25 protein-coding genes are annotated in these 19,470 nt (G+C 61.7%); 15 read left to right on the top strand and 10 right to left on the bottom strand.

All coding sequences use genetic code 11. The features are described from left to right. Nucleotides 1-20: 20 nt before the first annotated feature. The 6 genes from ABID26_RS11325 (at nt 21) to ABID26_RS11300 (ending at nt 3,790) form a co-directional block, all read left to right on the top strand. A complete protein-coding gene (locus ABID26_RS11325) occupies nt 21-797 on the top strand; it encodes an AAA family ATPase (RefSeq protein ID WP_292345853.1) in 777 nt (258 codons plus the stop codon). Next, entirely contained in the window at nt 794-1,315 is a 522-nt protein-coding gene (locus tag ABID26_RS11320; protein WP_292345851.1) for a CoA-binding protein, read from the top strand. The genes ABID26_RS11325 and ABID26_RS11320 overlap by 4 nt, the downstream gene beginning before the upstream one ends. A 158-nt stretch (nt 1,316-1,473) precedes the next feature. Next, the gene (locus tag ABID26_RS11315) at nt 1,474-2,754 is read left to right on the top strand and encodes an O-acetylhomoserine aminocarboxypropyltransferase (RefSeq protein WP_292345849.1); all 1,281 of its coding nucleotides are present in this window, start codon (nt 1,474-1,476) and stop codon (nt 2,752-2,754) included. A gap of 5 nt (nt 2,755-2,759) precedes the next feature. Beyond that, nucleotides 2,760-3,104: a cupin domain-containing protein gene (locus ABID26_RS11310; protein WP_292345847.1), complete on the top strand. Its 345-nt coding sequence runs from the start codon at nt 2,760-2,762 to the stop codon at nt 3,102-3,104. 95 nt (nt 3,105-3,199) lie between these two features. Beyond that, nucleotides 3,200-3,490, top strand: a complete 291-nt coding sequence (locus ABID26_RS11305) for a ribbon-helix-helix domain-containing protein (RefSeq protein WP_292345868.1) — start codon at nt 3,200-3,202, stop codon at nt 3,488-3,490. A gap of 123 nt (nt 3,491-3,613) precedes the next feature. Continuing rightward, nucleotides 3,614-3,790, top strand: coding sequence for a hypothetical protein (locus tag ABID26_RS11300; RefSeq protein ID WP_354415376.1), 177 nt, complete (start codon nt 3,614-3,616; stop codon nt 3,788-3,790). A gap of 9 nt (nt 3,791-3,799) precedes the next feature. On the opposite strand, the gene ABID26_RS11295 is transcribed toward ABID26_RS11300, so the two are convergent. Beyond that, complete coding sequence (locus ABID26_RS11295; protein WP_292345845.1) at nt 3,800-5,038, bottom strand: cytochrome P450; 1,239 nt, start codon at nt 5,036-5,038, stop codon at nt 3,800-3,802. A 129-nt stretch (nt 5,039-5,167) separates the two neighbouring features. Between ABID26_RS11295 and ABID26_RS11290 the strand changes: the two genes are divergently transcribed. Beyond that, nucleotides 5,168-5,698, top strand: a complete 531-nt coding sequence (locus ABID26_RS11290) for an SMI1/KNR4 family protein (protein WP_292345842.1) — start codon at nt 5,168-5,170, stop codon at nt 5,696-5,698. Nucleotides 5,699-5,700: 2 nt separating this feature from the next. Here the strand turns inward: ABID26_RS11290 and ABID26_RS11285 are convergent, their stop codons facing one another. After that, nucleotides 5,701-6,426, bottom strand: a complete 726-nt coding sequence (locus ABID26_RS11285) for a hypothetical protein (RefSeq protein ID WP_292345840.1) — start codon at nt 6,424-6,426, stop codon at nt 5,701-5,703. A 117-nt stretch (nt 6,427-6,543) separates the two neighbouring features. On the opposite strand from ABID26_RS11285, the gene ABID26_RS11280 reads away from it, so the two are divergent. Beyond that, on the top strand, nt 6,544-6,855 hold the full coding sequence (locus tag ABID26_RS11280) for a DUF6949 family protein (protein ID WP_435528564.1): 312 nt from the start codon (nt 6,544-6,546) through the stop codon (nt 6,853-6,855). Nucleotides 6,856-6,960: 105 nt separating this feature from the next. Beyond that, nucleotides 6,961-7,488 (top strand): gamma carbonic anhydrase family protein, encoded by a 528-nt coding sequence (locus ABID26_RS11275; RefSeq protein WP_292345838.1) that lies wholly within the window; start codon nt 6,961-6,963, stop codon nt 7,486-7,488. 88 nt (nt 7,489-7,576) lie between these two features. Here ABID26_RS11275 and ABID26_RS11270 read toward each other — a convergent pair whose 3' ends face one another. The 4 genes from ABID26_RS11270 to ABID26_RS11255 all read right to left on the bottom strand — a co-directional run bounded on the left by ABID26_RS11270 (nt 7,577) and on the right by ABID26_RS11255 (nt 10,617). Continuing rightward, nucleotides 7,577-8,125, bottom strand: coding sequence for an ankyrin repeat domain-containing protein (locus tag ABID26_RS11270; protein WP_354415371.1), 549 nt, complete (start codon nt 8,123-8,125; stop codon nt 7,577-7,579). Nucleotides 8,126-8,311: 186 nt separating this feature from the next. Further along, a complete protein-coding gene (locus tag ABID26_RS11265) occupies nt 8,312-8,917 on the bottom strand; it encodes a transglutaminase-like cysteine peptidase (protein WP_292303886.1) in 606 nt (201 codons plus the stop codon). A 266-nt stretch (nt 8,918-9,183) separates the two neighbouring features. Further along, a complete protein-coding gene (locus tag ABID26_RS11260) occupies nt 9,184-9,801 on the bottom strand; it encodes a PilZ domain-containing protein (protein WP_126100174.1) in 618 nt (205 codons plus the stop codon). Nucleotides 9,802-9,978: 177 nt separating this feature from the next. After that, nucleotides 9,979-10,617 carry a PAS domain-containing protein gene (locus tag ABID26_RS11255; RefSeq protein WP_292303883.1) on the bottom strand — a complete coding sequence of 213 codons (639 nt, stop codon included), beginning with the start codon at nt 10,615-10,617 and terminating at the stop codon, nt 9,979-9,981. A 430-nt stretch (nt 10,618-11,047) separates the two neighbouring features. On the opposite strand from ABID26_RS11255, the gene ABID26_RS11250 reads away from it, so the two are divergent. Together ABID26_RS11250 and ABID26_RS11245 are read left to right on the top strand one after the other, a co-directional pair. Continuing rightward, a complete protein-coding gene (locus tag ABID26_RS11250) occupies nt 11,048-11,785 on the top strand; it encodes a rhomboid family intramembrane serine protease (protein WP_292303881.1) in 738 nt (245 codons plus the stop codon). Between the two features lie 103 nt (nt 11,786-11,888). Next, nucleotides 11,889-12,320, top strand: a complete 432-nt coding sequence (locus tag ABID26_RS11245) for a CBS domain-containing protein (protein WP_292303879.1) — start codon at nt 11,889-11,891, stop codon at nt 12,318-12,320. A 179-nt stretch (nt 12,321-12,499) separates the two neighbouring features. Here the strand turns inward: ABID26_RS11245 and ABID26_RS11240 are convergent, their stop codons facing one another. After that, nucleotides 12,500-13,246, bottom strand: coding sequence for a trypsin-like peptidase domain-containing protein (locus ABID26_RS11240; RefSeq protein WP_354415367.1), 747 nt, complete (start codon nt 13,244-13,246; stop codon nt 12,500-12,502). Between the two features lie 326 nt (nt 13,247-13,572). On the opposite strand from ABID26_RS11240, the gene gatB reads away from it, so the two are divergent. Then, the gene (gatB, locus tag ABID26_RS11235) at nt 13,573-15,078 is read left to right on the top strand and encodes an Asp-tRNA(Asn)/Glu-tRNA(Gln) amidotransferase subunit GatB (protein WP_292303876.1); all 1,506 of its coding nucleotides are present in this window, start codon (nt 13,573-13,575) and stop codon (nt 15,076-15,078) included. A gap of 8 nt (nt 15,079-15,086) precedes the next feature. On the opposite strand, the gene panC is transcribed toward gatB, so the two are convergent. Together panC and panB are read right to left on the bottom strand one after the other, a co-directional pair. Continuing rightward, the gene (gene panC, locus ABID26_RS11230) at nt 15,087-15,938 is read right to left on the bottom strand and encodes a pantoate--beta-alanine ligase (RefSeq protein ID WP_292303874.1); all 852 of its coding nucleotides are present in this window, start codon (nt 15,936-15,938) and stop codon (nt 15,087-15,089) included. Continuing rightward, the gene (gene panB / locus ABID26_RS11225) at nt 15,935-16,774 is read right to left on the bottom strand and encodes a 3-methyl-2-oxobutanoate hydroxymethyltransferase (RefSeq protein WP_292303872.1); all 840 of its coding nucleotides are present in this window, start codon (nt 16,772-16,774) and stop codon (nt 15,935-15,937) included. The genes panC and panB overlap by 4 nt, the downstream gene beginning before the upstream one ends. A 327-nt stretch (nt 16,775-17,101) precedes the next feature. Here panB and ABID26_RS11220 point away from each other — a divergent pair, with 327 nt between their 5' ends. The 3 genes from ABID26_RS11220 (at nt 17,102) to ABID26_RS11210 (ending at nt 18,710) form a co-directional block, all read left to right on the top strand. Further along, on the top strand, nt 17,102-17,500 hold the full coding sequence (locus ABID26_RS11220; RefSeq protein ID WP_126100182.1) for an NADH:ubiquinone oxidoreductase subunit NDUFA12: 399 nt from the start codon (nt 17,102-17,104) through the stop codon (nt 17,498-17,500). Nucleotides 17,501-17,618: 118 nt separating this feature from the next. Beyond that, nucleotides 17,619-18,257 (top strand): DUF2155 domain-containing protein, encoded by a 639-nt coding sequence (locus ABID26_RS11215; RefSeq protein ID WP_292303870.1) that lies wholly within the window; start codon nt 17,619-17,621, stop codon nt 18,255-18,257. A 60-nt stretch (nt 18,258-18,317) separates the two neighbouring features. Beyond that, complete coding sequence (locus ABID26_RS11210; protein ID WP_292303868.1) at nt 18,318-18,710, top strand: hypothetical protein; 393 nt, start codon at nt 18,318-18,320, stop codon at nt 18,708-18,710. On the opposite strand, the gene aat is transcribed toward ABID26_RS11210, so the two are convergent. Further along, nucleotides 18,701-19,318: a leucyl/phenylalanyl-tRNA--protein transferase gene (gene aat, locus ABID26_RS11205; protein ID WP_126100184.1), complete on the bottom strand. Its 618-nt coding sequence runs from the start codon at nt 19,316-19,318 to the stop codon at nt 18,701-18,703. The genes ABID26_RS11210 and aat overlap by 10 nt on opposite strands. Between the last annotated feature and the right edge of the window lie 152 nt (nt 19,319-19,470).

Below are 19,470 nucleotides of genomic sequence, written 5' to 3'. Positions count from 1 at the left end.
TCCATCGTTGAAGGTCCGACGTGGCTGCCCGCAAGCAACTGACGCGGCTGAAGGCGCCCTATCTCAAGCGCATCCTGCTTGAGCCGTCGCGGGTCGCGGACTGGGAAAAATATCCCTGGAACCTGCCGATCTTCCAGGACCGCGAGTTCGAATTCGAATTCGCGTCGGCCATCACCATCATCGTCGGCGAAAACGGCACCGGCAAATCGACGCTGCTGGAGGCGATTGGTGCGCTGGCCGGTTATGACGAGGCCGGCGGCGGCAAAGGCTACCGGCCGGTTGATCATTCCATCGCCATCGACAAGAGCGGCGCGTCACTCGCCGGTACATTTCGGGCTCATTGGCTGCCGAAGGTGACGGCAGGTTGGTTCTTCCGCGCTGAATCCTTTTACTCCGTAGCCCGCTATCTCGATCGCTCGGCGCTGGATGTTGGCGCTGCACCACCGGATTTCCTGTCATGGTCGCATGGCGAAGGCTTCATCCGCTTCTTCGAGGAGCGCTGCCGCCGCCAGGGTATCTACATTCTCGACGAGCCCGAAAGTGCGCTGTCTCCGACGCGCCAGATCGAATTGTTGAAGCTGCTTCAGCGGATGGAGCGATCCGGCACCGCGCAGGTGATCATGGCGACGCATTCGCCGCTGCTGATGGCCTGTCCGAACGCGCGGCTATTCCGCATCAGCCGCTTCGGCCTCGACCCGGTCGACTTTCAGGACACCGATCATTTTCGCATGATGCGCGACTTCTGCAGCGACCCGGCTGCCTTTCTCGCCGAAGCGCTGTATGAGGACGAGCCATGATTCACGACGCCTACGACAACACCTACATCGCCGGCATCCTCAACTCGGTGAAGACGATCGCCATGGTCGGCGCTTCGCCCAACGACGTGCGGCCGAGCTATTTCGTGCTGAAATATCTGCTTGCCAAGGGCTTTTCGGTGTTTCCGATCAACCCGGGTCATGCCGGCAAGGAGATCCTGGGCCGCACCGTCTATGCCAGCCTTGCCGACCTGCCGCAGGCAGTCGACATGGTCGACATTTTTCGCGGTTCGGCAGCCATACCGGGCATCGTCGACCAGGTGCTGAAGCTCGATCCGCTGCCGAAGGTGGTCTGGATGCAGCTTGGCGTGCGCCATGATGAGGCGGCCGCGCGTGCCGAGGCAGCCGGCATCAAGGTCGTGATGAACCGCTGCCCGAAGATCGAATACGGCAAGCTGTCGGGCGAGATCGGCTGGACCGGCGTCAATTCCGGCGTGCTGTCGTCGAAGAAGCCTTTGATGCGGCAGGGCTTCCAGAGTTTCGGCGTGCGGCAGAAATAAGCCAGCCTTCGGCTGCGCAAATTTATTCCGGGAAGAATTGGATTTTCCCCGGCGTTCGTCGCAGATCGCAGGCCGAAAGGTATTTTCTTCTTTGCATTCATGGCCGCGCTTCGCCAAGAATGCCCGGCGATTTTCGAAAGATTTGGAGGGAGGTCTCGATGACCCGTATGCCCGGTTTCAACACGCTCGCCGTCCATGCCGGCGCCAAGCCCGATCCGGCGACGGGCGCACGCGCCACGCCGATCTACCAGACCACCTCCTACGTCTTCGACGACGCCGACCATGCCGCCTCGCTGTTCGGGCTGAAGGCATTCGGCAACATATACACCCGCATCATGAACCCGACGCAGGCGGTTCTCGAGGAGCGCATCGCCGCGCTCGAAGGCGGCACCGCAGCGCTTGCCGTCGCCTCGGGCCACGCCGCCCAGGTGCTCGTCTTCCACAATCTGATGCGGCCAGGCGACAATTTCGTATCCGCTACAAAGCTTTATGGCGGCTCGATCAACCAGTTCGGCCACGCCTTCAAGAATTTCGACTGGCAGGTGCGCTGGGCCGACACCAACGACATCTCGACTTTCGAGAGCCAGATCGACGACAGGACCAAGGCGATCTTCATCGAGAGCCTCGCCAATCCCGGCGGCATCTTCGTCGACATCGAGAAGATCGGCGACATCGCCCGCAGGCACGGCCTGCCGCTGATCGTCGACAACACCCTGGCCTCGCCCTATCTGGTGCGGCCGATCGAGCACGGTGCCGACATCGTGGTGCATTCGCTGACCAAGTTCATCGGCGGCCACGGCAATTCGATCGGCGGCGCCATCGTCGACGGCGGCACTTTCGACTGGTCCAAGTCCGGCAAATATCCGATGCTGTCGGAACCGCGCCCCGAATATGGCGGCCTCGTCCTGCACGAGACTTTTGGGAACTTCGCCTTTGCGATCGCCGCGCGCGTGCTCGGCCTGCGCGACATCGGCCCGGCGATCTCGCCTTTCAACGCGTTCCTGATCCTGACCGGCCTGGAAACCTTGCCGCTGCGCATGCAGCGCCATTGCGACAACGCGGTGAGCGTCGCGGCCTGGCTTTCGAACCATCCGAAAGTCGCGTGGGTGAACTATCCCGGACTGCCGAGCGACAAGAACAACGCGCTGCAGAAGAAATACTCGCCGCAGGGCGCGGGCGCGGTGTTCACCTTCGGCCTGAAGGGCGGCTACGAGGCCGGCGTCAAATTCGTCGAGGCGCTGGAACTGTTCTCGCACCTCGCCAATGTCGGCGACACCAAGTCGCTGGTCATCCACCCCGCCTCGACAACGCACCGCCAGCTTTCCGACGAGCAGAAGATCAAGGCCGGCGCCGGGCCGGACACGGTCCGCCTGTCGATCGGCATCGAGGACGTCAACGACATCGTCGCCGATCTGGAACAGGCGCTGAGCAAGGTCTGAGCGCGATGTCCGCCTTTCTCGCGGTCAATACCGAAGCCGTCGAGCCGGAGGCCGGCGCGCCGGCCCCGGATCGCGTGATCTCCGGCGATCCGAAATTCCGCACCTGGAATGTCGAGGAGCGCGATGGCGGCCTCTATGCCGGCATCTGGGAAGCGACGCCGGGCAAGTGGCGCATCGTCTATGACGAGTGGGAGTTTTGCCACATCCTGTCCGGCGTTTCGGTGATTGCCGAAGACGGCGGCGAGGCGCGCACCGTTAGGGCCGGCGACAGTTTCGTGCTCAGGCCCGGATTCAAGGGCACTTGGGAAGTGGTCGAGACGACGCGGAAGGAATACGTGATCCGGCTTTGAGGACACTTGAAAGCCGTCTCGCTCATCCCACGGGTGCACCGGAGTGTGACTTAGTCACACTAGGGTGTTAAGATATGGCCAGAAGGGTTGTGACCATGCGAACTACTCAACCACTGACCATCACCCTGCCGCGCGATCTCGCACAGATGGTGAAAGACAAGGTCTCTTCAGGCAAATATGCCAGTGAGAGCGAGGTCATCCGCGATGGCCTGCGCACCTTGGCGGCTCGCGATGCGGCCCTGGAGCGCTGGTTGTTGGAGGATGTGGTGCCAACTCTTGAGGATGCTCGCGCCCGTCCCGAACGCCTCTTGACTGCCGACGAGGTGCGCAAAAACCTCTCTGATCACGTCCGCGCCATAACCGCCAAACCCCGCTCTGGTGCATGAAATACCGAGTAAGGTTTCACGTAGCGGCGCAACAAGACATAGCGGAGCTGCTGACCGAACTCGCGCCAAAGGCTGGCGTTGATACCGCGCTGAAATTTTGTGGGGCGTATCATCGACTACTGCATGAGCTTTGAGACGTTCCCGGAACGAGGCACACGCCATGACGAGATTGCCCATGGCTTGCGGACAGTCGGCTGGCGACGCCGGGCAACTATTGCATTTGAGGTTGCCGGAGACACGGTGATCATACTGCGGGTGCTTTACGCCGGGCGCACGCTCAAGCTGCCCGACGAGGAGTGAGGCTCCCACTCATAAGGTCGCAGCCAGCCTCTCCAGCCCGTGGAAGTGATAGCTGTCACGGAAGCACGGCTCCACAGCCAACCGCAGTTCTGGCAGCCGTTCGAACAGCGTTTTCAGCGACACCTGCAGCTCGAGCCTTGCCAGCGGCGCGCCGATGCAGAAATGGATGCCGGCGCCGAAGGAGACGTTCTTCTGGTCCGTGCGCGCCGGGTTGAACATGGCGGGCGCGGCAAACACCAACGGGTCGTGATTGGCCATGCCGAGCAACAGCGCGATCATCTGGCCGGGTTTGACCGAAATACCCGGCGAGACTTCGATCTCCTCATAGGCATAGCGCAGGAACATATGCAGCGGCGCGTCATAGCGCAGGCATTCTTCGACCGTCGCGGCGTTTCTCTCCGGCGTTTCGAAGAAGCGGCGCGGATCACCGCCCTGCGCCAGGATCGAGCGCACCGCATTGCCAGTCTGGTGCACGGTCGCCTCGTGCCCGGCATTGAGCAAAAGGATCGCCGAGGAAACCAGCTCGTCCTCGGAAAGTTTTTGGCCGTTGTCCTGCGCCTCGATCAGCAGCGAAAGGAGATCGTCTCCAGGTTTCCTGCGCCGCTCCGCGACGTAGCCGCGCAGGAAGGCCGCGAAATCGCGCGCCGCACGGTTCGCCGTCTCCTCGGCCTCGCGGGTGCGGCCGTGCATGTACATGGCGACCATCCGGTGTGACCAGTCGAGCAGTTGCGGCCCCATCTCGACCGGAACACCGAGCATCTCGGCGATGATGGTGATCGGCAAAGGCGAGGCGTAGGCGGGCAGAAGATCGACGCTGCCCGGCTCGAAACGATCGATCAGCTCATTGGCCAGCACCTCGATGCGAGGCCGCAGCCGTTCGACCTGGCGCGAGACGAAAGCGCGATTGACCAGCGTCCTCAATCTGGTGTGTACGGGCGGCTCGAGTTCCAGCATCGAATTGGCTTCGATGCCGTCGAAAGCGGTGAGATGCGAGCGATCGTCGCCGACGCCGCGGCTGTCGGGAACGCCGGCTGGATTCTGGCGGCCGAAGCGGCGGTCGCGCAACAGGCGGTTGACGTCGTCGAAGCCGCCAAAACACCAGAAGCCGTAGTCTTCCCAGAAGAAGGCGTTCGAGACGCCGTGCAGGAAGGCATAGGCCTCATAGGGGTTTTGCACGAAGGCTGGCGTGTGCGGGCCGAGCCGCAGGCGGCGGCTGGCGGAATCGAAAGCGAGATAGTCTGGCATCATGCTAAACCATTAGCGCGCCTTGTCAGTCCGATGCCAGATCGTATGTTGGCGTCGATCAGCCGCAGCGATTGGTGACGGTGATATCGCAAGGGTTGAAGCGTTAGCGGAGGTGGCCCAGATGGGCGTTCCATGCCGAACATTTCAGCAGAAACCGTGCTGGTTGAGCTAAAACGGTCGTTCCCGTCCTCTTATGTTGATTTCCTCAATCGGCATGATGGAGGTGAATGGGAACACGGTGGCGACCTCGTCGTCACCTGGAGTGCCGACCAGTTGGTGCAGTTCAACAGCGAATATCGCGTTCAACGGCTAGCGCCCGGATTGTTTCTGTTCGGCTCGGACGGCAGTGCCGAAGCTTATGGATTTGACCTGCGCTCGCCCACCAAGCCTTTGGTGCGTGTCCCCTTCGTCGGCATGGGATGGGAATCCGCTATCCCCATCGCGGAAGATTTTGGTGATTGGTGCACGATGTTGACGCCGTGGCTGACGGTAGGCAGCGACCGCGTTGGAATGCAGCTCGCCGAAATCAAACCCGTCTTGCTCGGCGGAGACCCCGTGGATCCCGCCAACAGAACATGGCTGACGCGCAACCAGCATTTTGAGTATGTGCGATTCTGGAACGATGTGGTTACGCTCGCTAGGTCGAAGTCCACGCCGCAATAGCGCTAGTGTCCGGCCTTCAAGATGCCCGCCACCTTGGCAGCAATTGCCGCATCGAGCGCCTGCCAATTCCCGAGCAGCTCGCGCGGAAAACGGTAGGTGAGGCTGAGATCGTCGCCGACCTGGATGTCGCGCTCGCACGGCGCCAGCGATTCCTCGGCGCTCGGTCCGCTCAGGCAGCGGGCGACGAACGGGTCTTTGCCCGGCCGGTCGGCAACCGCCAGCACTTCGTTGAGATAGCCGGATTTCTCCGTGAAGCCGTAGAGCGTCGTCCCGCTCGGGCCGAGCGTGCCCGGCTTGACGATCAGGGCGCTGTAGATCGGCGCGAAGCGGCCGCTCATGTCGCGCGACATCATCCGCGGCTCGAACGACAGGAAGATGATCTTCTTGGTCGTGGCGTGGTTGAAGTCGTCGCGCGCGGCGGTGCTGTAGCCGTCCATCTCGGGATAGCGCAGATACAGGTCGAGGCGCGATGCGATACCATCGCGCCTGGCCTGGTCGAAGCGGATGAAGTTGGCCGGCACGCTGATCACATTGTTGCCCATGACGACCTGGCGGCCGGTGGTGTCGTCGGTATAGCCGGCCATGGCGATCGACCGGCCAAGCCATTTGCCGCCGGCGCTGATGGCCACCGAAAGCAGGGCCAGCGCCGCGAAGGCGTAAAAGACCCGCTTCATGAAGGTCGAGTCGACGACCTCGAAGTCCGGGCTGTCGGCGGCTGCCTCTCTCATCGCGATCCCCGATCCGCTCACCTGTCCTCAGGTGGCACAGCGCGCACGGCATGGCTCTTGCAGCGCGTCGGCACGACTGTGCGATTTCATGGTAAATGGTTGGTAAAGATGGATCCGATGTTGCTCCCTCTCTACGCTTTTGCGGTCGGCCTCACGGCCTGCGGCCTGGCTGGCTCGGCCATGGAAATCGTCTGCGGCCGCCGGCTGGCCTTTGCTGAGCCCTATGTGTCGCCCGCCCATATTGCGCGCTCGCTCGCGGCGACTGCTTGCGCCGGCCCGTTCATGCTCACCAATGATGCGCTGGCTGCCCGGCGCGAGGGGCGCATCGGCACGCTGGCGCTGCTTTCCTGCGGCTGCACGGCCGTGGCCTGGGCGCTGGCGCTCGGCATTGTGCTGATCACCGTTGCCTCCTGGGCGACCGGTCGTTAGGTCTTTGATTTTAAGCATGTCTTTGTCCCGAAACCGCTGCACACTTCCGGGAGACATGCTTTAGGTTCGGCTGATTTCCCGGCTTGAAACGAATCGGAGACGAAAATGCCAATCTACGCGATCGACGGGAAAGCGCCGAGATTCGACGATGTCGAGACGAATTGGATCGCGCCGGACGCCACGCTGATCGGCAATATCAGGATAGGCCGCAATGCCGGCTTCTGGTTCGGTGTCGTCATCCGCGGCGACGGGGAGCCGATTGCGATCGGCGCCGATACCAATGTCCAGGAACATACGATCATGCACACCGATCCGGGCTACCCGCTCACCATTGGGCAGGGCTGCACCATCGGTCATCGAGCGCTGCTGCATGGCTGCACGATCGGCGACAACAGCCTGATCGGCATGGGCGCCATCGTGCTCAACGGCGCCAGGATCGGCAACAATTCGCTGGTCGGCGCCGGCGCCCTGGTGACGGAAAACAAGGTTTTTCCGGACAATTCCCTGATCGTCGGTTCGCCCGCCAAGGTGATACGGGCGCTGGACGAGGCGGCGATCGAGAGGCTGCGCGTCTCGGCTGCGCATTATGTCGCCAACGGCAAACGCTTCAAGGCTGGATTGAAGCAGGCCTGAGAGCGAGACGGCCGGGGTTTCGCGTCACGGCTTGCCGTCGGTTAAACCGCGGCTTTGCCGTCGGCTAAACCGCGGCTTTGCCGTCGGCTCAGCCGCGCCGGGATATCGCATCGCGCAGGAGCGACGCGCCCGGTTCGAAACCGGCCTTGTCGGCGCCTTCCAGCGCGGTCTCATAGTCATCGATGCGGGTTCTGAGTGACGGGTCCGCGCCCGATGCCAAGAGCAGTCGGATCGCCTCGGCGTCGCGCAGCGACACCGCATAGTGCAGTGGCGTCCAATCGTTGACGCCGCGCATGTTCGGGTCGGCGCCATGTTCCAGCAGGAACCGGACGACTTCCAGCCTGTCCGGCCGTTCGGTCGATAGCGCCGCAATGATCGAAGGAAAGCCGGCCTGATCGTCGTAGTTCGGATTCGAGCCGGCATCGAGCAGCGTCGAGATGAAAGCCGTCGGACTCCAATAGATCGCGTATTCCAGTGGATGGCCAAGGCCGAGCTCGAACGGCATCCGCTCATCGAACCAGCGCGCCGAGCCGCCGAGCGCCTTGGCAAGGGCCTCGAAGTCGCCCGCCTTGAAGGCGTCGTCTATGGCCTTGAACAGTCGGTGGCGCTCGCAGCGATCCTCAGGGATTTCCAGCATCGCCTTCCATCCGAAATGAATGGCCATATTGCGCCTAACCACCGCAATCAGGAAGGCCTGTCGGCTGGTTCCCTCGATAGGCATCGCCAGAAATGGCGGAGCCGGCCCGGGGACAGGGCCGGCTCCTAAAACCCGGTCGTTGGGGACGGGGAGGGTGGGGACTCGACCGGGCTTTTTGGTTGCCCCTTAGCGGACGCTGGCGACGGCGTCCTCGCGGCCGTCGTTGATCGTTACCCAAACGCCGGAATTCTCGGTCGATTGACGTTTGAGGTAGGTGTAGACCGTGTCGTTCCAGGCGAGCACTTTCGGCTCGAGGTTGTCGAGGATGAATTCGCCAAGGCTGGTGCGCACCGTCAGCACCGCATGACCGTCGCCGTTCGGTTGGCGCACGACCGTCATCAACAGGTCGCCGGCGGGAACGCCTACGGCCATCAGTTCGCGGCGCTTCTCCAGCGCATAGTCCTCGCAGTCGCCAAGGCCGTTGCCGGGATAGGCCCAGTATTCCTCGACCCCGTAGATCTCCATATCGGTGCGCGGCTTGACGCGGGTGTTCACCGAATTGTTGACGTTGATGATCGTCGCCCACAGCTTGCGGGTCAGATCGACCGGAGACCCTTTCGGCGTCCGCTCGTTGCATTCGGCCGGAATACGCTGGCAGAATTCGTAGTGGCCGACCGGCTGGGTGGTGCGGCCCCCCGTATGCATGAATACCGGCCCTGCGCTTGCCGTGCCCCACGCGGAAAGCTGCATCGCCATTGCCAAGAGCAACAGCTTGCCCCTCTTCATTTTCATTATGGTAGTCTCCCCGTTTGAGAGAGACTGTGCCACGTTGGGATTTATTTGACGCAAAAACCCGAAGTAGATATTGAGTAAAACGCCCGTAGAATAAATATAAAATTTGAACTATCTCGATTTCGGATTGTTGAGGTTTCGCCGGGCGCGCGCCCTCTCGCTTCTCGGCGTTTCGACATGCCGCCCGCCTGTGAAAAGGAGCCGGTCTGGTCAACAAAAAACCGGCCGCGGCGGGCCGGTTTGGGGCTTGCGTGATTTGGTACCGGTCAGGACCGCGGCGCGTTGAATTCCGAATCCAAAGTTTCCGGCCGCTGAATGACGGCGAATTCGATGGCGACGCCATCCTCGAAATGACGCACCACCTGGCCGCGCATCGTCCCCAGCATGACCTGCACGCCGATCGCCGGCTTGACGTCGATCTCGATCGCCGCGCCCGAAAGCGACAGGTCGATGATGCGGCACTGATATTGGCGCCCGTCGGTAAGCTGCAGCACGCTCATCGGATTGCGCGGCGCGACGCGCTCATGGCGGCGGTCTTCCGGCAGGTCCAGCTCATGTTTGTTGGCGAGCCAGGTGAGCTGCGCGGCAAGCTTGTCCTTCTTGCGGTCGGAAGCGATGACGGTCATGGCGAAACCGTCCTGCGAGGTCCGTGTCACGATGCCTTCGATGCGACCGATATGGTCGATATAGGCAATGACCTTTTCGCCGGGCATGCCGACGCGATCGGTGCGCAAGGCGACATTGCCGGGCGACATGTCGATCACCTGGCACGCATGCTCTGTGCGGTCCTCCAGCATGAAGCGTCCGTATATCTTCACCCGGACGCGCTGGAAATTGCGCCGCTCTGCTCGGGACGGCGCGTATTCTACCGCCGCTGACCTCATGACTGCCTACACCCCGTTGGCATCCCACGCGACGTTGCGCGGAACTTCGCCGGAAAAAGTTACAGCAAGGCAGGTTAACAAAGGGGAAAAAGCCGGTCCTAAATGGCTTGGGATCGCACGTTCGCGAAAGGCAAAAAGCGAAGTCCGATCAGGGGCGAACAAGCTTCGAGATCCGCCTTACTCGTTGCGCCCGCCGTCGAAGACGACAAGGTGCCGGATCCGGCGCGCGCGGCCGAGCGCCGAGATGGTCTCGGGCGCGTCGAACTCAGTCGGAACGAGCGACGGAACGTCGATCGCGGGCCGGTTTTTCAGGAACATCGGCTCCTTGTCGGGATCGATGACCCTGATCGCGTCGATCAGCGCATCGGCGAGCGGGTCGGCACCCAGCCAGAACGGTCTTTCCGCGGCGCTGACGATGCCGAGACAGCGCGGGCTTTCGACGCCGCCGTCCAGCGGCAGCGCAAGCAGTTCGAACTTGTTGGAACGGCCGTTTCGGCTGAAACCTTCATAGGTCAAAAGCAGGACCGATTTCTGATCGAAAACGCCGTGAATGAGCCGCGACATCAGCCGCTGGTCTTTCTCGCGCCAAAGCGAGGGGAAGGAGAAGCCCTTGAGCTCGCGGCCGTAACAGGCGCAGAGCCTGGTGCCGGCCAGCCGGAACACGGCTTCGCCGCGTGTGTCGCGCTCCAGGATGAACGTGTCCGCCAAAAGCGACTTGATGTCCGCCGGCTCGACTTCCGAGCGCTTCGGGGCAGGGCGGCCATCACGGAGCTGGTTCCAATATTGGAACAGCGTGATTGATCCGTTCTGATTCATTCCATTCCGCTCCGAGCAATCTGTCTTTTTTGTTGTCCCATCGGCGAACAGACAGGGCGCCCTCCGATGACCTTCATGCGGTGCGGAGCAGGATGCGTGCCAGCATCGTTAACGTTTGTTCACGGGTCGAGGCCGTTAAGGTTAAGAAGTGGTTTACATTGCGCGGCGTCGGGGCCTGTGGCACACCAAAAATCACTCCAAAACGGTCGTTTCAGCAGCGATCGGCAGCACTTCAGTCAAAGGGTTTACGGGGAGCAGGGGACTCGACCGGCCGTTCAAGGGAAACCCTGGACGGCTTTCTTTTGATTCGCCCTCCTTCTGATTCGAGCCCATCTGATTCTGCTTGGGGCGATTCGCGGTTTGTGATTCGATCGGGCGTGAACTACATGCTCGCCCGACAATCGAGTCTCCAGCCAATTGCAAGGGGCGCATGAGCGAACCGGTAAACCCGACAGAACCCGAACCACAGCAGGACGAAGAGGCGCCGGAGCCGCGTCGCGAGCCGGTGTTCAACCTGCCGCCGATCGTGCTGGCGGTGATCGGGATCTGCGCGATCGTCTTCCTGCTGCAGCAATATGTGCTGAACGACACGCAGCAAATGACGCTGCTCTACGATGGAGCCTTCATTCCGGTGCTCTACACCGGCCAGTACGGCTTCGACTGGTTCCTGTTCACGCGCCCTTTCACCTATGCCTTCATGCACGGGGGTTTTGCCCATATTGCCATCAACATGATCTGGCTCGCCGCTTTCGGCTCGCCGCTTGCCAATCGTCTGGGCGCAACCCGCTTTGCAGTGTTCTACGCCGCGACCGGGCTGGCTTCGGTTGCGCTGTTCTGGGCAATGCACCCGTATGGCGAGATGCCGCTCGTCGGCGCCTCGGGTGCGATCTCGGGTATGATGGGGGCGGCGGCGCGCTATGGCTTCCGCATCGACCGCTCGTCCGGCCGGGCTGCCTTCGCCGGCCAGCCGCTGCCGATCGCAATCGTTTTGCGCTTGCGCGGCGTCATGACCTTCCTCGGCGTCTGGATGGCGATCAACCTCGCCACCGGCTTGCTCGGCTTCGCGCCGGGTATCGACGGCCAGATCGCCTGGGAGGCCCATATCGGTGGCTTTGTCGCCGGCTTCTTCGGCCTGCGCTTTTTCGACCGGCGCGAGCAGGTGGCGTGAGCCCCGCCGCACTTGAAATGCAACGAATCACGGCGCACGATGTTCACCGGAACGTGAATGCCGGTCAGGGCAGGAGCCGGCAGGCAAGGCATAGGAGGACGCCATGACTGTGAAGGCAATTCTCGAGCAAAAAGGCCATGATGTGTTCACGCTCGGGCCTAACGAAAAGCTGAGCGAAGCCATCCGGATGCTGACCGCAAACAGGATCGGCGCGCTTGTCATCACCAACGGCGACCGCAAGATCGTTGGTATTCTTTCCGAGCGCGACATCGTGCGGGTATTGGCCAGGGAGGGCGCGGCTGCGCTCGATATTCCGGTGCGTTCGGCCATGACGCCTAAGGTCAAGATCTGCAACGAGAACCACACGGTCAACGAGCTCATGGAGATCATGACGAAAGGTCGCTTCCGCCATCTGCCGGTGGAAAAGGACGGCATGCTCGACGGGATTGTGTCGATCGGCGACGTGGTCAAGCGTCGGATCGAGGATGTCGAGCGCGAGGCCGAGGAGATCAGGGCCTATATTGCGACGGCATAAAGTAACCAGGAGGTCCCGCCGACCGTCGCATTGGTCGGAGGGACTTGCTGTTTATCGGTCGTCGATTTCAGATGTGGCGAATTCAAGTGCGATGCATGTGATTGCTGGAAGCACGGCGCTTCTCACGGGTGGTTAACGGTCGCTAGCCAGGGGTGGGAAGCGAGTGGTCCGCCGGCGGGTTAAAGTGACGCAACCAACTCGGCAATAGCTGTTCGCTTCCAGACAATGCCGAGGTCAGACTGATCGTTGATACGTCCGCTGTAGATGCCGAGAAATGCTGATACAGGGCCACCAAACACTGCTTTGTTTCCGTTCGTAAGCGGCACCATCCCTCCGCTTCTGCTTGCAACGACCGGCGAGCCCGATTGTCCTGGGCGAGATCTGCAGTCAATCAAGAAAACGGGCCGGTTGTCGTAGTCGATGTCGAGTTCAGTGGCCAGAAAGCCTGTAGCCCAAATCGCAAATCGACCGCCGCCAGTTAGGCCGAAGGGGAAGCCAATCACGCTTACCGTATCGCCAGGGGTGACCAATATATCTACGTCCGGTGTTCCTGAGCTGTACGGGTATACCCTCGCCAAGGGATTCACGGTTAGCGGAAGTGCTACGATATCCGCCTGAGCACCAAGCTGAGGATGCTCCTGCCATGCAGGGTCGCCGTTAGGTCGATATATCGGATACGTCTCTCTGTGCCAATGTCCGAGCCCGTTTTGTGAATTTTGCCAAATAGAGATGCTGTCTGGGACTCCACCGTGCGCAGATAAAGGCTGGTCAGTCTGTTGATGGCGGCCAGTTAAGTTGTGGCGGTTGGTTATCAGTGCGGTGCCGTCCTTATAATTCATCAGAAATGCAGTTCCTGTACTTAGCATTATTCCTTGGAAGGTCATCTCAATTAGTAACGATTGCACCGATTGCTGCATTATCGGCATTGCGCTGTCCCCAAATATAAATAGATGAAAGACTAAATCACGTTGGGCATCAGACGGCAAGAAGACTGATGGTTGCGGGAACGGACGCTGGCAAGATCAAAGCCCGCCATGAGCGAGAGAGCGCCGACGGCGCAGGACGCCGTTCGTGGGAGTAGGGCCAAAAGGGAGTCACTCCCCATTGGGATGGACGTCCAACAGACGAAAGCGGGCGGAAAAGGCCAGCACGCGGCTTTGCGCTTGTCTCGCCGGGCGGTTTGCACTAGCGAAGTTGCACACCAAAATATGCGTCTCATGCATATACGAGAATTCTAAGTCTGTAGGCCTTTATGAGCATCATCGATACCCGCACGCCCGACCCGAAACGCCTGATCTCCGGCGCCACCGGCGACTGGGAGATCATCATCGGGCTAGAAGTGCATGCGCAAGTGACGTCCGAGGCAAAGCTCTTCTCCGGCGCTTCGACCTCCTTCGGCGCCGCGCCCAACGCCAATGTCAGCCTGGTCGACGCGGCGATGCCCGGCATGCTGCCGGTGATCAACGAGGAATGCGTCAAGCAGGCGATCCGCACAGGGCTGGGCTTGAAGGCCGAGATCAATCACAAGTCCGTCTTCGACCGGAAGAACTACTTTTATCCGGATCTGCCGCAGGGCTATCAGATCTCGCAGTACAAGCAGCCGATCGTCGGCGAGGGCAAGGTGATCGTCTCCGTCGGGCCCGATCGGCAGGGTGAGTTCGAGGATATCGAAGTCGGGATCGAGCGGCTGCATCTGGAGCAGGATGCGGGCAAGTCGATGCACGACCAGCATCCGACCATGTCCTATGTCGATCTCAACCGCTCCGGCGTGGCACTGATGGAGATCGTCTCCAAGCCCGATATGCGCTCCGCCGACGAGGCCAAGGCCTATGTCAGCAAGCTGCGCACCATCATGCGCTATCTCGGCACTTGCGACGGCAACATGGACGAAGGTTCGCTGCGCGCCGACGTCAACGTCTCGGTGCGCCGTCCCGGCGGCGCCTTCGGCACGCGTTGCGAGATCAAGAACGTCAATTCGATCCGCTTCATCGGCCAGGCCATCGAGTCCGAAGCCCGCCGGCAGGTCGCCATCCTGGAGGACGGCGGCGCGATCGAGCAGGAGACAAGGCTGTTCGATGCCAACAAGGGCGAGACGCGCTCGATGCGCTCCAAGGAGGAGGCGCATGACTACCGCTATTTCCCGGATCCCGACCTTCTGCCGCTGGAGTTCGACCAGGCCTATGTCGAGGCCTTGGCGCAGCATCTGCCGGAACTGCCCGACGACAAAAAGGCGCGCCTGATCGGGTCGCTCGGCCTCTCGACCTACGACGCATCGGTGCTGGTGTCGGAGAAGCCGGTCGCCGACTATTTTGAGAAGGTGGCGGCCGGGCGCGATGGCAAGCTTGCCGCCAACTGGGTTATCAACGACCTGTTGGGTGCTCTCAACAAGGCCGGAAAAGATATTGAAAACGCCCCGGTTTCGCCTGAGCAGCTTGGTGCCGTCATCGACCTGATCAAGGAAGGCACGATCTCCGGCAAGATCGCCAAGGACCTGTTCGAAATCGTCTGGAACGAAGGCGGCGATCCGCGTCAGCTGGTCGAAAGCCGCGGCATGAAGCAGGTGACCGATACCGGCGCCATCGAGAAGGCGGTCGACGAGGTCGTCGCCGCCAATCCGGACAAGGCCGAGCAGGCGCGCGCCAAGCCGACCATGGCGGGCTGGTTCGTCGGCCAGGTTATGAAGGCGACCGGAGGCAAGGCGAACCCGCAGGCGGTCAACGAATTGGTCAAGGCCAAGCTCGGCATCGCCGACCAGTAAACCCCCGATCAGGCGGGGGAAATCTCGATATTGTCGATCAGCCTGGTCGTCCCGAGCCAGACCGCGGCGAGCAGGCGTCCGCCGCGATCCTGCCGCCGGGGGCCGAGCGTCACGGCTTCGCGTGCGGCGACGTAATCGACCTTTCGAAAGCCCGCCCGGACGAGCGCTTCCGCGGCCTCGCCCACAGCACTTGCCTCATCCCCGCCGGAGGCCAGTTTCGCAGCGGTTTGACGCAAGACCAAGTTGAGATTGCGCGCGACGCCAAGTTCGACCTCGCTGAGATAGGCGTTGCGCGACGACATGGCGAGACCGTGCGGGTCGCGCACGGTCGGCGCGCCGATGATCTCGACCGGCAGATCGAGATCTCGGCAAAGCTGCCTGACGACGCAAAGCTGCTGATAATCCTTCTCGCCGAACACGGCGCAATCGGGTGCCGCCTGCAGGAAAAGCTTGGTCACCACCGTGGCGACGCCGTCGAAGAAGGTCGGCCTGAAATCCGTTTCCAGGCCGGAAGAGGGGCCGCCCACCGAGATTTTGGTGGCAAAGCCCGCCGGATACATTTCCGTCACGCCTGGTGTGAAGGCGAGATGCGCGCCCGCTTCCCGCAACCGGTCGAGATCGCGGACGAGCTGGCGTGGATACTTGTCCAGGTCCTCTGTCGGCGCGAACTGGGTCGGATTGACGAAGATCGAGACGACGCAGCGCTCGGCCTTTTCGAGCGCGATCCTGATCAAAGAGATGTGGCCGTCATGCAGGGCGCCCATGGTTGGCACCATGGCGATCGTCTGACCGTCTTGGCGCCAGTCCCGGATTTGCGCGCGAAGTGCTGCGACGCTGTCGACAACGATTGGCCCACTCATACCTTGTCCTTGCCCGATGTCGCCGAAAAGACGTGGTCCGGTCCCGGAAATGCGCGGCCGCGCACTTCGGCGGCGTAACGCGCCGCCGCATCCGAAATTGTATCGCGCAGGTTTGCGTATTCCTTGACGAATTTCGGCACGCGGTCGACGGTCATGCCGATCATGTCGTCGATGACCAGGATCTGGCCGTCGCAGTCGCCGCTGGCGCCTATGCCGATGGTCGGGATGGCGATATGGCGGGTGATGTCCGAGGCCACTGCCTCCACCGTGCCTTCGATGACGACCGAGAAGGCGCCGGCCTTTTCGACCGCTTCGGCGTCACGAAACAGAGCGGCGATGTTTTCCTCGGTCCGGCCCTTGATCTTGTAGCCTCCGTCTTTTTCCACGGATTGCGGCTGCAGGCCGATATGGCCCATGACCGGGATGCCTCCGGCGACGATGGCCGCGATCTGTTCGGCCATGTCGACGCCGCCCTCGAGTTTCACCGCCTGGCAGCCGGTTTCCTCGACAATTCGTCGAGCCGAGGCAACGGCCTCCGCCGCCGAGCTCTCGTAGCTGCCCGCCGGCATATCGACTACGACACAGGCTTTTGTCGAGCCGCGCATTACCGCTTGTCCGTGCGCGATCATCATCTCCAGCGAGGCGCCGAGCGTCGTGGGATGGCCATGCAGCACCATGGCGACGCTGTCGCCGACCAAAAGCAGGTCGACATGCGCATCGAGCATGCGGGCTACCGGATAGGTATAGGCCGTGAGACAGACGATCGGCACGCCACCCTTGCGGCGACGAATGTCTTCGGCGCCGATCCGGTTGCCGGTGGATCGTTCTGGGGCCAATCGTCACCTCCTCGACCGGCGCGGGCCGGATGCCCGCTTAATGGGCGCGTGCGAGCTTTAGAAACCCAGGCAACGCTTGGCAAGCCGAGGTGGCGACATCTCCGCGCGTGTATCGATTTAATGCATGTCGCGCAAAAGTGTGCAGCGGTTTTGCGAAACGACATGCATAAGAACAAAACTAAAGCGCGCCGCCTGAATCGATTTCAGCGCGACGCGCTTTAGCGCACGAAGCATTTACATCGTGCGGCGCGGCAAAACTCTTGCCTTCGCGATGGCCTGACGCCATAAGCAGGAAACAGCGCGGCCGCTGCCGCCACGAGGATCTGGATGAAGACTTTCCTGCTGCAATTTTTCACCTGGTGGAACAGCCAGACGCTGGGCACGCGCTTCCACACCTGGCGATTCGGCAAGAAGGTCGGCGAGGACGAGACCGGCAACGTCTACTATGAAGGCGGCGTCGATTCGGAAGGCCGCACCCGCCGCTGGGTCATCTATCGCGACTATTCCGAAGCTTCGAAGATCCCTCCGGGTTGGCATGGTTGGATCCATCATCGGGTCGACACGCCTCCGCCGAGCGAGAGCTATAAGGCCCGTGAGTGGCAGAAGCCGCATCGGCCGAACCTGACCGGAACGCCCGGCGCCTATCGCCCGCAGGGTTCCATCCTGACCAACCAGCACCGCCCGCAGGTGACTGGCGACTACGACGCTTGGACGCCCGGTTCGTAAACGCGTTTCTCGGTCCTTTGTCGCCACAATTGGCGTTTAGCTGCTTGCTGATATCGCAGCCATGACTAGCCTTGGGCGATTGACAGAATCACCCGGGCGCAACCACCGGTATCCTTGCATGAGCATTTTCGAGCAATTCCAGGAAAAGTGCGTAGCGGTTTTCCGTCCGGAATTGCGGGCAAAGATTGCAAGCCGTATCTCGACGGGATTGTTCGCGGCAGCTTCGGTTCTGATAGCCTCGACTGCCGTGTTCGCCGCCGCGCAAGCGCCTGCGCCGCCGCCGGCCTCCGACCGCGTCACCAATCCGGTGGCCGAATTCGCCGGCATCGATAAGATCACCGGTCGCATCATCACCTTCGACGTCTATATCGACGAGACGGTGCAGTTCGGTGCCCTGCAGGTGACGCCGCGCGTCTGCTACTCGCGGCCGGAGACGGAGCAGCCGAAGACCGATTCCTTCGTCGAGGTCGACGAGATCACGCTCGACCGCAAGATCCGCCGCATCTTCACCGGCTGGATGTTCGCCGAAAGCCCCGGCCTCAACGCCGTCGAGCATGCCGTCTATGACGTCTGGCTGAAGGCCTGCAAGCAGAAGTCTGACGTGCCGCCGCCAACCGCCGCCAAGGCCGATACGGGCAAGCCGAGCGAAGCCGCAAATCCCAAGGCTCCGGCGCAAGAGCAGCCCGCCGGGGCAGCACCTGAGCCGACGGATGCCGCGCCCGCGCTGGACGGCACCGACTCCACCGACGCGAACTGACCTCGGAACCCTCTTTTTCGCAATCCGTTGGATAAACGGCGATAGCGACGGGAGGTTTCCATGGCAAAGATCAGGCCGATCACTGCCAGCAAGAAAGAGCTTCTCGATATCGAGAAAGGGTTCTGGACCGGCAGTTCCACCTACTTCGCGGCCCATGCCGATGTGGAGTGCCTTGTCGCCTTTCCAGAGATGGCGAAAGCGATGACCAACGCCGATCTGGCCAAGACTGCCGCGAAGCCCAATCGCTGGCGCGATCTCGACATTCGGCTGAAAGGCATGGTCGAGCCGGGTAGTGATATCGTGATGCTCACCTACGAGGCACGCGCGACACGGGAAAACGGCGAGCCCTATGCCGCTCTTGTCAGCACCGGCTATGTCCATCGCGCCGACGGCTGGAAGATGATGTTCCATGCGCAGACACCGATCGATGCAGGAGCTGAGGCTCAGGGATAAAACGTCGCCTCGCCCTTCAAGGCCTCGGCCAGCATCTTCTCATAGCGGCTGCGCGGCACGTCGATGGCGCCGAAGCGCTTGAGGTGCTCGGTGGTGAACTGCGTGTCCAAGAGCGCGAAGCGGCGCTCGTTCAACCGCTCGACGAGATAATAGAGGCAGGTCTTCGAGGCGTCGGTTTCCCGGGCGAACATGCTCTCGCCGAAGAATACGCGCCCGAGCGACACTCCATAGAGGCCGCCGACCAGCCGGCCCGCGCGCCACGCCTCGACAGAATGGCAATGGCCCAACCGGTAGAGATCGATATAGGCTTCGCGGATCGGGGCATTGATCCAGGTCGAGCGCCGCTCGTCGCGCTTTTCGGCGCAGCCGTCGATCGTCGCCTCGAAGTCGAAATCGTAGCGGATGTCGAAAGGGTGCCTGCGGATCGTCTTCTTCAGGCTGCGCGGCGTGTGGAAGCCGTCTAGCGGGATGATGCCGCGCGTTTCCGGCCGCACCCAGAACACTTCCGGGTCGTTCGCGCTCTCAGCCATCGGGAATACGCCCGAAGCATAGGCTTTCAGCAGCAGGTCGGTCGGGATGCGGTAGCCGGGCGCGTAGGGACGAGTCATTGCGCCATTATAACCGCAACACCACAACGCATGTCGCTCAAAAGTGCGCAGCGGTTTTGGGAGAACGACACGCATCAAAACAACATTTGAAGCGCGTCGCCTGAATCTGTTTCAGAGCGATGCGCTTTTAACGCACGTGAGTACCGGCCTAC

Origin of the sequence: Mesorhizobium shonense (genome assembly GCF_040545255.1) — a bacterium.
In the GTDB taxonomy this organism is placed as follows: Bacteria; Pseudomonadota; Alphaproteobacteria; order Rhizobiales; family Rhizobiaceae; genus Mesorhizobium; species Mesorhizobium shonense.
The sequence above is the reverse complement of the archived record's forward strand: the minus strand, read 5'-3'. Positions and strand labels throughout refer to the sequence as shown.